At 66.2% G+C, this 13,669-nt stretch carries 12 protein-coding genes; 8 read left to right on the top strand and 4 right to left on the bottom strand.

The window, feature by feature from the left end:
* The 4 genes from B0E41_RS16220 to B0E41_RS16205 all read left to right on the top strand — a co-directional run.
* A partial coding sequence (locus B0E41_RS16220) for a methyl-accepting chemotaxis protein (RefSeq protein ID WP_253194926.1) occupies positions 1–431 on the top strand: 431 nt, incomplete at its 5' end.
* A 32-nt stretch (positions 432–463) separates the two neighbouring features.
* Positions 464–2,041, top strand: a complete 1,578-nt coding sequence (locus B0E41_RS16215; protein ID WP_077332202.1) for a methyl-accepting chemotaxis protein — start codon at positions 464–466, stop codon at positions 2,039–2,041.
* A gap of 107 nt (positions 2,042–2,148) precedes the next feature.
* Positions 2,149–3,642 (top strand): M20 family metallopeptidase, encoded by a 1,494-nt coding sequence (locus B0E41_RS16210; RefSeq protein ID WP_077332201.1) that lies wholly within the window; start codon positions 2,149–2,151, stop codon positions 3,640–3,642.
* A 40-nt stretch (positions 3,643–3,682) separates the two neighbouring features.
* Positions 3,683–4,528 (top strand): alpha/beta hydrolase, encoded by an 846-nt coding sequence (locus B0E41_RS16205; RefSeq protein ID WP_077332200.1) that lies wholly within the window; start codon positions 3,683–3,685, stop codon positions 4,526–4,528.
* Positions 4,529–4,566: 38 nt separating this feature from the next.
* On the opposite strand, the gene B0E41_RS16200 is transcribed toward B0E41_RS16205, so the two are convergent.
* Complete coding sequence (locus B0E41_RS16200) at positions 4,567–5,052, bottom strand: YidB family protein (RefSeq protein ID WP_077332199.1); 486 nt, start codon at positions 5,050–5,052, stop codon at positions 4,567–4,569.
* Positions 5,053–5,100: 48 nt separating this feature from the next.
* Positions 5,101–6,276, bottom strand: a complete 1,176-nt coding sequence (locus B0E41_RS16195) for an MFS transporter (protein ID WP_077332198.1) — start codon at positions 6,274–6,276, stop codon at positions 5,101–5,103.
* Between the two features lie 112 nt (positions 6,277–6,388).
* Between B0E41_RS16195 and B0E41_RS16190 the strand changes: the two genes are divergently transcribed.
* Complete coding sequence (locus B0E41_RS16190) at positions 6,389–6,721, top strand: hypothetical protein (protein WP_077332197.1); 333 nt, start codon at positions 6,389–6,391, stop codon at positions 6,719–6,721.
* A gap of 83 nt (positions 6,722–6,804) precedes the next feature.
* On the opposite strand, the gene B0E41_RS16185 is transcribed toward B0E41_RS16190, so the two are convergent.
* Positions 6,805–7,524, bottom strand: coding sequence for a 16S rRNA (uracil(1498)-N(3))-methyltransferase (locus tag B0E41_RS16185; protein ID WP_077332196.1), 720 nt, complete (start codon positions 7,522–7,524; stop codon positions 6,805–6,807).
* Between the two features lie 10 nt (positions 7,525–7,534).
* Entirely contained in the window at positions 7,535–8,707 is a 1,173-nt protein-coding gene (locus B0E41_RS16180; protein WP_077332195.1) for a phosphotransferase, read from the bottom strand.
* A gap of 191 nt (positions 8,708–8,898) precedes the next feature.
* Here B0E41_RS16180 and B0E41_RS16175 point away from each other — a divergent pair, with 191 nt between their 5' ends.
* From B0E41_RS16175 to rsmA, 3 genes are read left to right on the top strand one after another with little or no spacing between them, the layout of a single operon-like run.
* Complete coding sequence (locus B0E41_RS16175; protein WP_253194924.1) at positions 8,899–11,370, top strand: LPS-assembly protein LptD; 2,472 nt, start codon at positions 8,899–8,901, stop codon at positions 11,368–11,370.
* A complete protein-coding gene (locus B0E41_RS16170) occupies positions 11,363–12,745 on the top strand; it encodes a peptidylprolyl isomerase (RefSeq protein ID WP_077332193.1) in 1,383 nt (460 codons plus the stop codon). The genes B0E41_RS16175 and B0E41_RS16170 overlap by 8 nt, the downstream gene beginning before the upstream one ends.
* A 28-nt stretch (positions 12,746–12,773) precedes the next feature.
* Positions 12,774–13,535, top strand: coding sequence for a 16S rRNA (adenine(1518)-N(6)/adenine(1519)-N(6))-dimethyltransferase RsmA (rsmA, locus tag B0E41_RS16165; RefSeq protein ID WP_077332192.1), 762 nt, complete (start codon positions 12,774–12,776; stop codon positions 13,533–13,535).
* The last annotated feature ends 134 nt before the right edge of the window (positions 13,536–13,669 follow it).

The following is a 13,669-nucleotide window of genomic DNA, read 5'->3' as shown; positions in this document are numbered from 1 at the left end:
TCCTCGCGCTCAATGCGGCGGTGGAAGCGGCGCGGGCGGGCGAGCAGGGGCGGGGCTTTGCGGTGGTGGCGGCCGAGGTTCGAAGCCTGGCGCAGCGCAGTGCCGAAGCGGCCAAAGAGATCAAGGGCCTGATCGGCACCAGCGTGAACAAGGTGGCAGACGGCACGCGCCTGGTGGCCGAAGCCGGTCACACCATCGGCGAAGTGGTGGCCAACGCGCAACGCGTGGCGGACATCATTGGCGAGATCACCGCCGCCAGCGGCGAGCAGAGCAGCGGCATCGGCCAGGTCAACACCGCCGTGAGCCTTCTCGATCAGATGACCCAGCAGAACGCGGCACTGGTCGAAGAGAGCGCAGCGGCGGCTGAGAGCCTGAAGGACCAGGCCTCCCGCCTGTCTCAGGTGGTGCAGGTGTTCCGCCTGCAGGCCTGACCCGTTTTTTCAACCATCAACCTGATATCACCATGTTGGACCACCTGAGTTTTCGCCAGAAAATCACCGCGCTGGTGCTTTTTGCCGTCGTCGGCATCGCCGTCATCGCCACCCTCTCGGTGTTCCAGTCGCGCCGGCAGATCACCGAAGGCCTGCAGGGCCAGCTGGTCACAGGCGTGCAGTCGGCGCACGCCATCGTGGAGGGCTTTCGTGCCCAGGCTGCCGCCGGCAAGATGACCGAGGCCGAGGCCCAGCGGGCTGCCCAGGATGCCTTGCGCATGTCGCGCTACGGCACCGAGGGCAAGGACTATTACTACATCTGGAGCTTGACGGGCACCGGTGTGATGCACCCGATCAAACCCGAATGGTCCGGTCAGAACATGGTGGGCAAGGTCAAGGACGGCAACGGTGTGGATGTCATCGGGGCCTTGGTCCAGGGGCTGCGCAACAGCGGCAACGGACGCGCCTTTGTGCAGACCAACTTTCCGCGCCCCGGCAGCACCGCGCCGGTGCCCAAGCTGCAGTACGTGATCCAGGTCGACGGCTGGAACTGGATGGTCGGTTCCGGTCTGTACACGGACGACCTCGACCTGCAGGTGCGCCAGGCGCTCCTCACCAACCTTGGGGTGGGGCTGGCGGCGCTGCTCATCATTGGCGGCATCGGCTGGGCGACCCTGCGCAGTGTGACGCGCCAGATCGGTGGCGATCCGGTCGAGGCGGTGGCGGTGATGAAGGACGTGGCAAACGGCAATCTGGCCGTGGAGTTGCGCCACGCGCCCGCCGGCAGCCTGCTGGCGGTGCTGGGTGAGATGGTGTCGTCGCTGCGCCAGACGGTGGGCCAGGTGCGCAACGCCACCGACAGCATCACCACCGCGTCGGTGGAGATCGCCAGTGGCAACCAGGACCTCTCGGCCCGCACCGAACAGGCCGCGTCGAGCCTGCAGGAGACAGCGGCCAGCATGGAAGAGCTCACCAGCACCGTGCGCCACAGCGCCGACGCCGCGCGCACCGCCAACCAGCTGGCCGAATCGGCCGCCAGCATCGCACGCCGCGGCGGCACCGTGGTGGCCGAGGTGGTCACGACCATGGACCAGATCAACCAGAGCAGCCAGAAGATCAGCGAGATCATCGGCGTGATCGACGGCATTGCCTTCCAGACCAACATCCTGGCGCTGAACGCCGCGGTGGAGGCTGCGCGGGCGGGTGAACAGGGCCGCGGCTTTGCGGTGGTGGCGGCCGAGGTGCGCAACCTCGCGCAGCGCAGCGCCGAAGCGGCGAAGGAAATCAAGACACTGATCAGCACCAGCGTGGACAAGGTCGATGCCGGCACGCGCTTGGTGGCCGACGCCGGATCGACCATGAACGAGATCGTGGCCAGCGTGCAGCGGGTGACCGACATCATGGGCGAGATCAGTTCGGCCACGGGCGAGCAGAGCCAGGGCATCGCGCAGGTCAATGTGGCGGTGACGCAGCTCGACCAGATGACACAGCAGAACGCCGCGCTGGTGGAACAGAGCGCCGCGGCCGCGGAAAGCCTGAAAGACCAGGCAGCCAGTCTGGCGCATGTGGTGCGCGTGTTCCGGCTCGAGGGCGCGACGGCTCGGGGCTGAACTCTACCCACCGGCGGCGAGTGAGTGGCCCTTTGACATCTCGTTGTGGCAGGCCTGCCTATACTTGTTGATCGTGGGCCGCCGGGCCCGGCCTGGAGATCAACACCATGAACGCCCGCCTGCCCCTACCGCTGGACCCGTCGGCCTTGCAGGCCCGTGTCGACACCGCGTGGGCGCAGCGCATCGTGCCCGAGCTGGTGCGCTACATCGAGGTGCCGGCCAAGTCACCCATGTTCGACCCCCAGTGGGCCCAGAATGGCCTGCTCGAACGCGTGTTGCAGAGCGCCGCCGACTGGGTGCGCGCGCAGCAGGTGGAGGGCCTCACGCTGGAGATCGTGCGCCTGAACGATGCCCACGGCGTGGCACGCACGCCGGTGCTGTTTTTTGAAGTGCCGGCCAGCGGCGGCCAAGATGGAACGCCAGCACCGGCTTCAGGGCAAACGGTGCTGATGTACGGCCACCTCGACAAACAACCCGAGTTCACCGGCTGGCGCAGCGACCTCGGCCCCTGGACACCCAAGATCGACGACGGCCGCCTCTACGGCCGCGGCGGCGCGGACGATGGCTACGCGGTCTACGCGAGCATCGCCGCCATCCAGGCGCTCAAGGCTCAGGGCGTGGCGCACCCGCGCATCGTCGGCCTGATCGAAACCTGCGAAGAAAGCGGCTCGACCGACTTGCTGCCCTACGTGGACGCGCTGCGCACACGGCTGGGCGATGTGGGCCTGGTGATCTGCCTCGACAGCGGCGCCGGCAACTACGACCAGCTCTGGCTCACCACCAGCCTGCGCGGCATGGCGAGCGGCGTGCTGAAGGTCGAGATCCTCACCGAAGGCATCCACTCGGGCGACGCTTCGGGCCTGGTGCCGTCGAGCTTCCGCATCATGCGGCAGGTGCTCGACCGCCTGGAAGACAGCGCCACCGGTCGCCTGCTGCCCGCCAGCTTTCACTGCGAAGTGCCGGCCGAGCGGCTGGCGCAGGCGCAGGCCACGGCCGCCATCCTGGGCGACGAACTCTACAAACGTTTCCCCTGGGCACACCACGACTGCGGCGGCTCCAGCGTGTTCGCCCTGCCCACCACCACTGACCCGGTGGAGGCCCTGCTCAACCGCACCTGGCGACCCACGCTCAGCGTGACCGGCGCCGACGGGTTCCCCACGCTGCAGAACGCGGGCAACGTGCTGCGCCCTTACACCGCCTTCAAGCTCAGCTTGCGCCTGCCGCCGCTGGTGGATGCTTCGGCCGCCGTGCAGCAACTCAAGGCCCTGCTGGAAGACAACGCGCCCTACCAGGCCCGCGTCACCTTCGAGGGCGAAGGCGCGGCCACCGGCTGGAACGCGCCCAGCACCGCGCCGTGGTTTGAAGACGCGCTGCAGAGCGCGTCGCAGGCGCACTTTGGCGCGGCCTGCGGCACCATCGGCCAGGGCGGCACCATCCCGCTCATGAACATGCTCAGCCAGGGCTTCCCCAAGGCGCAGATGATGGTCTGCGGCGTGCTCGGCCCCAAGAGCAACGCCCACGGCCCCAACGAATTCCTGCACCTCGACTACGCGCGTCGCCTCACCGCATCGGTGGCGCAGGTCATGGCCTGTTTGCCATGAAGCCACGGACATCGAAACGCTGCCCTTTGCTCGCCCTCGCATGATCGATTCAACCCAGTCACCCTTCACCTTGCGCGACGGCCTCAATGTCGCCATCTACGACTGGCCCCTGCCCAGCCGCCAGCGCCCGCGCGCGGTGATCCTGATCGTGCACGGTCTGGGGGAACACGCCTGGCGCTACGACGCGCTGGCGCAGCGCCTGAACGGCTGGGGTTTTGCGGTCAAGGCCTACGACCAGCGGGGACACGGCGAGTCGGGTGGCGATCAGGGGGTGTTGCCCGACGACGATGCGCTGCTCGACGACCTGGCCGAGGTGGTGGACGACACGCGCCGCCACATCGCACAGCCTTGGGCCTGTCCGCTGATCTTGCTGGGGCACAGCATGGGTGGGCTGGTGGCGGCCACCTTCGTCCAGCGCGAGATCGCGCCGGTGGATGGTCTGGTGCTGTCTTCGCCAGCGCTCGACACGGGCATGACCCTGTTCCAGAAAAAACTCACCGGCCTGCTTTACCGTTGGGCACCGAACCTCACGGTGTCCAACGGGCTGGATGCCACCGCCATTTCGCACGACCAGGCGGTGGTGCAGGCCTACCAGCACGACCGCCTGGTGCACAACCGCATCTCGGCCCGGCTCGCGCACTTCATCGACAGCAACGGCCCGCGCGTGGTGGCTGCCGCGCCCAGCTGGACCGTACCGACCTTGTTGATGTTCGCGGGCGACGACCGCTTGGTGCGGCCAGAAGGCAGTCGGGCGTTTGCCGCCGTGTCACCGCCCCAGTGGGTGAGCAGTCGCTGCCTCGACGGCCAGTTTCACGAAATCTTCAACGAGATCGATCCGTCCACCGCTTACGGCACGCTGAGTGGCTGGCTGGACACGTTGAGCTGAACACCCTGGCCGTGTTCGCGCCGCGCGGTCCCGTCTGCTCAGCGCTTGCCGAGCATGCCGCCCAACATGCCGATCAGGTCGCCCGCGTCCAGGCCGTTGCCGCCCCGTTGTCCGCCGCCGAGCAGCGAGCCCAGCGAGCCCATGCCATTGTCGGCGGGCACCTGGCCCTGTGGCGTGAGTTGGTCGATCAGGCCGGGCAGCAGGTCGGCCATGGTGCCGGCGGCCTGTTGCTGGTTGCCGCCGAGCTGCTTGGCGATCATGTCCATCAGGTCCGGGCCGAGGGCGCCGCCCAGAGCATCGGCCGAGACCGGCTGGTTCGCGCCCGTGCCCACCCACGAAGCCGCCGCGTCGCCCAGCCCGCCCTGCTGCAGTTTGCTCAGGATGCCCGAGAGGCCGCCGCTGCTGGTCATCAGCGCGCCCACGATGCCAATCAGCACCTGAGGGTCGATGCCGCCGGCGCTCTGTGCCTGGCCGCTTTGTTGGCCGCCCAGAGCGGCGCCCACCAGTGAATCCAACAGTCCCATGTGAAACCTCTCTCGTGAAATGAACGGCCGGTGCCATCTGGCGCCGGTTCAGGCCGCATTGTGGGCTTGGCGTCGGGCCCACGCAAGCCAGGCCAGCGCCACTCCGGTGAGGGCCACGGGGACCAGAGAACCGATGTTCAGCCACTGCCAGCCCTGGGTGGTGACCAGGGCGCCGGAGGCAAAGGAAGTGACCGCCATGGTGGCAAAAACAAAAAAGTTGATGGCGGCCTGTGCGCGGTCTTTTTCCTCAGGCCTGTAGGCTTGCAGCGACAGTGTGGTGCTGCCGGTGAACAGGAAATTCCAGCCCACGCCGAGGAAGAACAGCGCGATCAGGAACTGCTGCAGCTCCACGCCGGTGAGCGCGATGGCGATGCACAGCGCGTTCAGCACCACGCCCACGCCCATGATGGTGAGCACGCCAAAGCGCTTGATCAGATGGCCGGTGAAGAAGCCCGGCGCGAACATGCCGATGACATGCCATTCCAGCACCAGTGCCGCGTCGTCGAACGCGAAGCCGCAAACCTGCATGGCCAGCGGCGTGGCCGCCATCAACAGGTTCATCACGCCGTAGCCCAGTGCCGCGCCGATGGCCGCGACGATGAAGATGGGCTGGCGCACGATCACCGAGAGCGGGCGCCCGGTGTCGGCGTTGGCCTTCTTGGGCGGCAGCGGCGGAAATTTCAGAAAGGCCATGATGACCATCGACAGCAGCGCCACCGCCGCCAGCGACAGGTAGGCGCCGGCGAACGGCACCTCCAGCAGGTTGCGCGTGCGGCTGGCCAGGTTGGGCCCGGCCACGGCCCCGACCAACCCGCCGGCCAGCACCAGCGACACGGCCTTTTCGCGGAAGTCGGGGGCCGCCAGTTCGGCCGCCGCGAAGCGGTAGAGCTGGCCGTTGGCGCTGTAGTAACCCGCGATCACGGTGGCGGTCACCAGCAGCCAGAAGTTCTTGTCCGCCGCGGCCCAGAAGCAGAGCAAGGCGGAGGCAAACGCCACCAGCAGCCCGATCTGGAACGAGCCCTTGCGCCCGAAGGCGCTCTGCGTGCGCGCCACCAACGGCGTGGACAGCGCGCCGCCCACCACATAGCCCATCACCGGCAGCGTCGCCATCCAGCCCAGCGGCGCGAGCGACAGGCCCACCAAGCCGTTGATGGCAATGAAGACCACGTTGTTGGTCAGGAAGAGGCCTTGCGCGGCGGCCAGCAGCCAGAGGTTTTTGTTCATAAGTCGTTGTTTATACAGCGGGCTGTCCTGGGCGTCAGTCGCTATAGTTCTCGCCGTGTGCCGCGGCCGATGCGCGGTGGCACACCTTCCACGACCCCTGCCTGGAACCGACATGAACGCACCCGCCAGCGACGAAGCCAACAAAACCCTCACCATGGTGATCTATGCGCTCTACGCGTCGTCCATCCTGGTGGGAGTGACGATCCTGGTCGCCATCGTCATGAACTACGTCAAACGCGACGACGTGGCGGGCACCTGGCTGGAGAGCCATTTCCGCTGGCAGATCCGCACCTTCTGGTTCGGACTGCTGTGGAGCGTGCTCGGTGTGCTGAGCCTGGTGGTCGTGGTCGGCTTCGCGGTGCTGTTCGCGAACCTGGTCTGGTTCATCTACCGCATCGTCAAGGGCTGGATCCGCCTGAACGAGGGGCGACCGATGTATTCATAGAAGCACCCCCGTCGCGCTGCGCGCGACCCCCTCAAGGGGGCGGCACTGGCCGTCCGGCAAAGCCGGCCCGGCGGTGCCCTGGGTCAAACCGACACAGCCAGCGCCAGCAAGGCGGCGGTTTCGGCACGCAGCACGCGTGGTCCCAGCGTCACGGGAATGAATCCCGCCGCCCTGGCCTGGGCATCCTCGGTGGGCGACAACCCGCCTTCAGGGCCACTGAGGAAACACACCGCCGCGTCGGCGGACACGCCCGCCAGCACATCGGCCAGGGGCTGTGAACCCTCGGCGAGGGACAACACGCAGCGCAGGGGAGCAACACCGTTGGACCGACCGATCCACGCAGCGAGATCGCTCACCGGTAGCACTTCGGGCACGCGGTTGCCGCCGCACTGCTCGCAGGCGGCCACGGCCACCTGCTGCCAGTGGCCCTGCTTCTTGGTGGCGCGTTCACCCATGAGGCGCAGCACGCTGTGCGCGGTGTGCAGCGGCTGCACGCTGCGCACGCCGAGCTCGGCGGCTTTTTCCACCAGCCAGTCCATGCGGTCGTTGGCGGGCATGCCCAAAGCCAGGTGCACGTGGCGGCCGGCTTCCCGTTCCACCGGCTCGTGGCTGTCCACGCGCACGGCCACGTCGCTGCGGCCCATGCGCAGGATGGTGGCGCTGTGTTCGCCGCCCTCGCCGTTGAAGAGCGTGATCACCCCACCGGGTTGCAGGCGCAGCACCTGGACGTGGCGCGCAGCGGCGGCCGGCAGTTCCAGCTCGGCGCCAATGGTCAGCGGGACGGGGCAATGAAAGCGCGGCATGCGTTGGCGCTCAGACGCGGCCGAAGGCGTAACCCGAGGCGGCCTCGAAGCCTTCGACTTTGTCGATCAGTTGCAGGAACGGCCCGAGCTCGCGGTAGCGGTGCGTGGTGTGTCGGATGTAGTCGATGAAGCGCGGTGCGTCGGCCAGGTACTTAGGCTTGCCGTCGCGCAGCGTGAGGCGCGCGAAGATGCCGGCCACCTTGAGGTGGCGCTGCAGGCCCATCCACTCGACGGCGCGGTAGAAGGCGCCGAAGTCACTGTGCCAGTCTTCAAAGTCCATCAGCCCAGCCTTGCGCGCCTTTTCCCAGTAACGGATGGTGATGTCGATGACGAAGTCTTCGTCCCAGGTGAGGAAGGCGTCGCGCATCAGGCTGGCCACGTCGTAGGTGATGGGGCCATACACCGCGTCCTGGAAATCGAGCACGCCGAGCTGCTGCTGGGGCGTGCGGCCGGGCTTCGCCGCCGGGCCGCCCCAAGGCGAAGCAGCCCCCACGGGGGGCAGCGAATCTCGCGCAGCGGGGAGCGTGGGGGCCTCGTCCCCAGGGATCATCAGATTCCTGGGCATGAAGTCCCGGTGCACGTAGACGCTGGGCGCTGAGAGGCAACGTTTCACGATGCTGTCGAAGGCTTTGCTCAGGGTTTCGGCGTCTTTGCCTTGCAGTGTGGCCTGGCGGTGCTGGGCCAGGTACCAGTCGGGGAACAGTTGCAGCTCGCGGCGCAGCAACGGTTCGTCGTAGGCCGGCAGCACGCCGGGCTTCGAGGCCATTTGCCAGGCCAGCAAGGCGTCGGTGGCCTGCAGGTAACGCGCATGGTTGGCAGCGGGGTTCAGGGGATCGATCTGCTCCATCATGGTCTGCGTGCCCAGGTCCGACAGCAGCATGAAGCCTTGGGGTTCGTCCCAGGCGAGGACCTGCGGCACCAGCAGGCCGGCGTCCCGCATCAGGTCGGCCACGTGCACGAAGGGCTTGCAGTTCTCCTTGTCGGGCGGGGCGTCCATGACGATGCGGCTGTCGCCGTCCACCGTGTCCACGCGCAGATAGCGGCGAAAACTGGCATCGGCCGAGGCCGTGCGCAGTGTGGCGGGCACCAGACCCTGGGTGCTCGCGAGGCCCTGCAGCCAGGCGTTGAAAGCAGCCTCGCGTTGGGGATCGGTCCAGGCGACGGCGGGTGAGGATGGGGTCATGGAGCGGGGTGGTTGGTGCGCGCGGGTGCGCGGTGGCGTGCCGGGGTGACAGGCATAGGATAATGACCGGAGATTCTACAAATCCACTGTTGGCGGTATTGCTCCGCGCACAGTCTGTGGCTCCTCCGTTTCCGTGCGGTCGGGCTGTGTGTCATCAGCATTGAGAGACGGCCGTTTTGCCATACACCGCCTTGAAACCTGCTTCCTCACTACCGAACATTTCTTCGCGCACGCTGCGTGGCGCCCACCGCATTCGGGTCTCGCAACGCGCGTCCTTTGAGCCCACGTCCCTGTCCCGTGCGGTACAGGGCGCCATGGCGGTGCTGGCGCTGGGGGCGGCCTGCGTGCCGGTCTGGGCCCAGGTCGATGCCGCCACCAAGGCGGATTCGACGGGGATCAAGCTGAAGCAGGGCACCTCGCTGCTGCAACAGGTCCCGGTCGAAGTGCGCAAGGACCTGCCGGTTTTTGGCTGGGGTGAAAACATCGAAGGCGAGATGGACGCCATCTCCGTGTTTGAAGGCGGCGCCGAACTGCGCCGGCACGACACCGTGATCAAGGCAGACCGCATCGAGCACGACAAGCGCACCGGCGAAACCAAGGCCAACGGCAACGTGCTGCTCAACCGCAATGGCGACCGCGTGACCGGTCCCGACCTGCAGATCAACGTCAACACCTACGAAGGCTATTTCAATCAGCCCACCTACTCGCTGCTGAAGAACGAAGCCAAGGGCGATGCCCGCCGCATCGACTTTCTGGGCGAAGACAAGATGCTGGTGCACGATGGTCGCTATTCGACCTGCCCGCGCCAGCCAGGCGCCGCCTGGATGCCCGACTGGCTGGTGCGCGCCAGCAGCATCGAACTCGACAAGGTCGAGGATGTCGGTATTGCCAAGTCGGGTGTGATCGAGTTCATGGGAGTGCCAATTCTTGCGGCGCCCATTCTCAGTTTCCCGCTCTCGGACCAACGCAAGACGGGCGCTCTGCCGCCCAGCATCAGCGTGAGCACGCAGAGTGGCGTTGAGCTGTCGACGCCCTACTATTTCAACCTCGCGCCCAACTACGACGCCACGGTCACGCCGACTGTGATGACAAAGCGGGGCCTGGACCTCTCGGGCGAGTTTCGATACCTCCAGCCGCGCTACTCCGGCCTGCTGCGAGCGTCCTATATGCCGTCGGATCAGTTGCGCGACATGGACCGCTGGGCCTATTCCCTGCAACACGGCCAATCGCTGATCTCGTCTCTGGGAGGCGGCAGCGCGCTGGGTCTTCGCGTGAACCTCAACAAGGTGAGCGATGACAACTACTGGCGCGATTTTCCGCGCACCATCACCTCGTTGACCTCCCGTCTGTTGTACAACAATGTGACGGTGGGTTGGAGCAAGGGTCCCTGGTCCACCAGCGCGGGCATGTACCGCTATCAGACGTTGCAGGATGTGAACGCGCCCATCACGCCGCCATACGACCGATTGCCGTCGATGGGCTTCAGCTATCAGCAGGTCAACCAGACGCTGTTTGACACCCCGGGTTGGGACATGTCCTTGAATACCAACTTCACCCGTTTCCAGCGCTCGGTGCTCTCGTCGACGGTGCGCCAGAAGTCGGGCGGCGACCGGTCGCTGGCGGTAGCCAACCTGGCGCGCCGTTTCCAGGCGCCGGGCTGGTATGTGGAGCCCGCTGCCCGCCTGCACATGACCCAGTACCGCACCGACAACGCCACGGGCTCCACCGTGTCCGCCTCGCGCAGCGTTCCCACGCTCAGCCTGGACAGCGGGTTGGTGTTCGAGCGCCCGGCCAACTTCTTCGGCACTGACTACATCCAGACCCTGGAGCCTCGTGCCTTCGCCACCTGGACACCGTTCCGCGACCAGAGCAAGCTGCCCAACTACGACTCGGGTGCGCGTGATTTCAATCTGTCCAGCATGTTCGCCGAGAACGCATTCAGTGGAAACGACCGCATCAGCGACACCCGCGCGGTGACTTTGGGCGTGAGTTCCCGCCTGCTGGACGTGGGCACCGGTGCCGAGGTCGTTCGTCTGGGTGTGGCGCAGCGGGCCTTGCTCGCGGACCAGAGCGTGACCTTGCCCGGCGGGACGCCCGTGACCGAACGCCTGAGCGATACCCTCGTGGCGGCCCGCGTGCAGTGGGATCCGCTGTGGTCGCTTGACACCAACATTCAATACAACACCAAGAGCCGGGAATCGAAGCGCAGCACCATCGGAGGCCGCTACACGCCAGGGCCGTTCAAGGTGCTCAGTGCCGCTTACCGCATACAGCGCGGTGTCAGCGAGCAGCTGGATCTGGGCTGGCAATGGCCCTTGTCGGGCCTGTGGGGCAAGTCGCCCGATGCGATTCCGGGGCGTGCCCTCGGCCCAGGTCAGTGGTACAGCGTGGGACGCCTGAACTACAGCTTGCCTGATCGCAAGATGATCGACCTTGTCGCGGGTTTCGAATACGACGCCGGATGCTGGCTGGGCCGTGTGGTGCTGGAGCGTTTGCAACTCAGCTCCACCACCAACGACCAGCGCATCCTGTTCCAGCTGGAGTTCAATGGGTTCTCGCGCGTGGGGGCCAGTTCATTGCAGAGCATTCAGGCCAACGTGCCCAAGTACCAGTACCTGCGTGAAGAGATCGTCCAGCCCAACCGTTTCGAGCAATATGACTGATCAACGAGTGAGCCGCCGCCGGGGTGGCTTGGCAATGGGTCTGGCCGTGGGCCTTCTGTTGGGTGCTTGGTCTTCGGCCGGTGCGCAAGCCTTGCGTCCCTCGGCCCAGATGCAGCGCCCCGTTCCGGTCGCAGCGCCTGCGACCGGAACGGTTGACTACATCGTGGTGTTGGTCAACTCCGAGCCCGTGACCAACTTCGATGTGCGTCAGCGCCTGTTGCGTGTGGAGCAGCAGCTGACCTCGCAAGGTCAGTCGCTTCCGCCGCGCGGCGAGTTGCTGCCGCAGGTCTTGGAGCAACTGGTGGTTGAGCGTGCTCTGTTGCAGCAGGCCAGTGAATTGGGCATGCGCGTGGACGAAGCGACCTTGTTGCAGGCTGAACAAGCCATCGCGGCGCAAAACCAGTTGGATGTGGAAGCGTTTCGCCGCCGTGTGGTCTCGGAGGGAATGGATCTCAACCGCCTGCGCAACGAGTTGCGCAACCAGGTGTTGTTGCAGCGCTTGCGCGAGCGTGAGGTGGAGGCCCGTGTGCGTGTGAGCGAGGCCGACATCGACAACTTCATCCGGGAACGCAAAAGCACCAACTTAGAGGCCCTGGAAGTCAATCTGGGCCATGTGCTGATTCTGGTGCCTGAGGGCGCCAATCCTGCGCGCGTGATCGAGTTGCAGGCGCGTGCTCAAGGGGTCGCAGACCGGTTGCATGCGGGCGCTGACTTTGCTGAGCAGGCGCGCGTGTATTCCGAGGCGCCAGAGGCTGCCAGCGGCGGGCAGATGGGCTTGCGCTCGGTCGGTCGATTGCCGGAACTCTTTGTGGCGGCCACCCGTTCTTTGCCCACGGGTGGGATTGCCGGTCCTTTGCGCAGCGCCGCCGGATTCCACGTGTTGAAGGTGATCGAGCGACGACAGGCTGCCGCGCCGGGTCTGAGCGTCACTCAGAGCCGTGCACGTCACATCCTCCTGCGTCCCGGGGCTCAGCTCAGTCAGGCCGATGCCTTGGCCCGCCTGACCCAGTACCGTCAGCAGATCGCCAGCGGTCAGGCGAACTTTGAAGCCCTGGCGCGCCAGTACAGCCAGGACGGTTCCGCTCGCGAAGGGGGTGACCTGGGTTGGGTCGGCCCTGGCCAGTTCGTGCCCGAGTTCGAACAAGCGATGAACGCATTGCGCCCCGGGGAGATGTCGCAACCGCTGGTGTCCCGCTTCGGCGTGCACCTGATCCGCTTGGATGAGCGGCGGCAGGCTGTGCTCAGCGACCGCGAGCAGCGCGAGTTGGCACGCGATATGGTGCGTGAGCAGAAGTCGGAAGATGCCTTGAAGGCCTGGAGCGAGGACGTTCGAGGACGTGCCTTCGTCGAACAACGCGAAGCGCCTCAGCTGTGAAGGTCGGCGGTTTTCTGCGGGTTGCCGGATGAAGCATGTTGCCCGCAAGCGGTTTGGCCAGCATTTCTTGACCGACGCCGCCGTGATCGATGGCATCGTCGATGCCATTGCACCTTTGCCCGGCGATGCCATGGTCGAGATCGGCCCCGGCTTGGCCGCACTCACCCAGCCGCTGGTGGAGCGCCTGGGGCGACTCACCGTCATTGAACTCGACCGCGATCTCGCGGTGCGCCTGCGTGCGCACAAGCAGCTGAGCGTGATCGAGTCCGACGTGCTCAAGGTGGACTTCGCAGCCCTGGCGGTCAACATGGGCATGCCGAAACTGCGGGTCGTGGGCAACCTGCCGTACAACATCTCCACGCCCATCCTTTTTCACCTGCTGGACCACGTGAACGTGGTGCAGGACCAGCACTTCATGTTACAAAAAGAAGTGATTGATCGAATGGTGGCGCTCCCTGGCACGGGCGACTACAGCCGACTCTCGGTCATGTTGCAGTGGCGCTATGCGATGGAGAACGTGCTGTTCGTGCCACCCGAGAGCTTCGACCCACCCCCCCGCGTGGACAGCGCCATCGTGCGCATGGTTCCGCTGATCGAGCCGCCGGCCATCGACCTCAAGCTGTACGGTGAACTGGTGCAGACCGCCTTCAGCCAGCGCCGAAAGATCCTTCGCAACACGCTGGGCAAGTGGCTGGACGCGCGTGAATTTGCGGGCAGCTTTGATCTGCAGCGCCGCGCCGAGGAGGTGCCAGTGGCCGAGTACGTGGCACTCGCCCAAATCGTACAGTGATGGCCAACACTCAGGCATGAAAAAGCCGCTGCGATGCAGCGGCTTTTTACCTTTAAGGGCACCGCGGAACCGGCTTTGCCGGGCCGCCAGTGCCGCCGCCCCCTTGAGGGGTGACGCCGCAGGCGGCGCGGGGG

The sequence above is a fragment of the Hydrogenophaga sp. A37 genome (assembly GCF_002001205.1).
In the GTDB taxonomy this organism is placed as follows: Bacteria; Pseudomonadota; Gammaproteobacteria; order Burkholderiales; family Burkholderiaceae_C; genus Hydrogenophaga.
The sequence above is the reverse complement of the archived record's forward strand: the minus strand, read 5'-3'. Positions and strand labels throughout refer to the sequence as shown.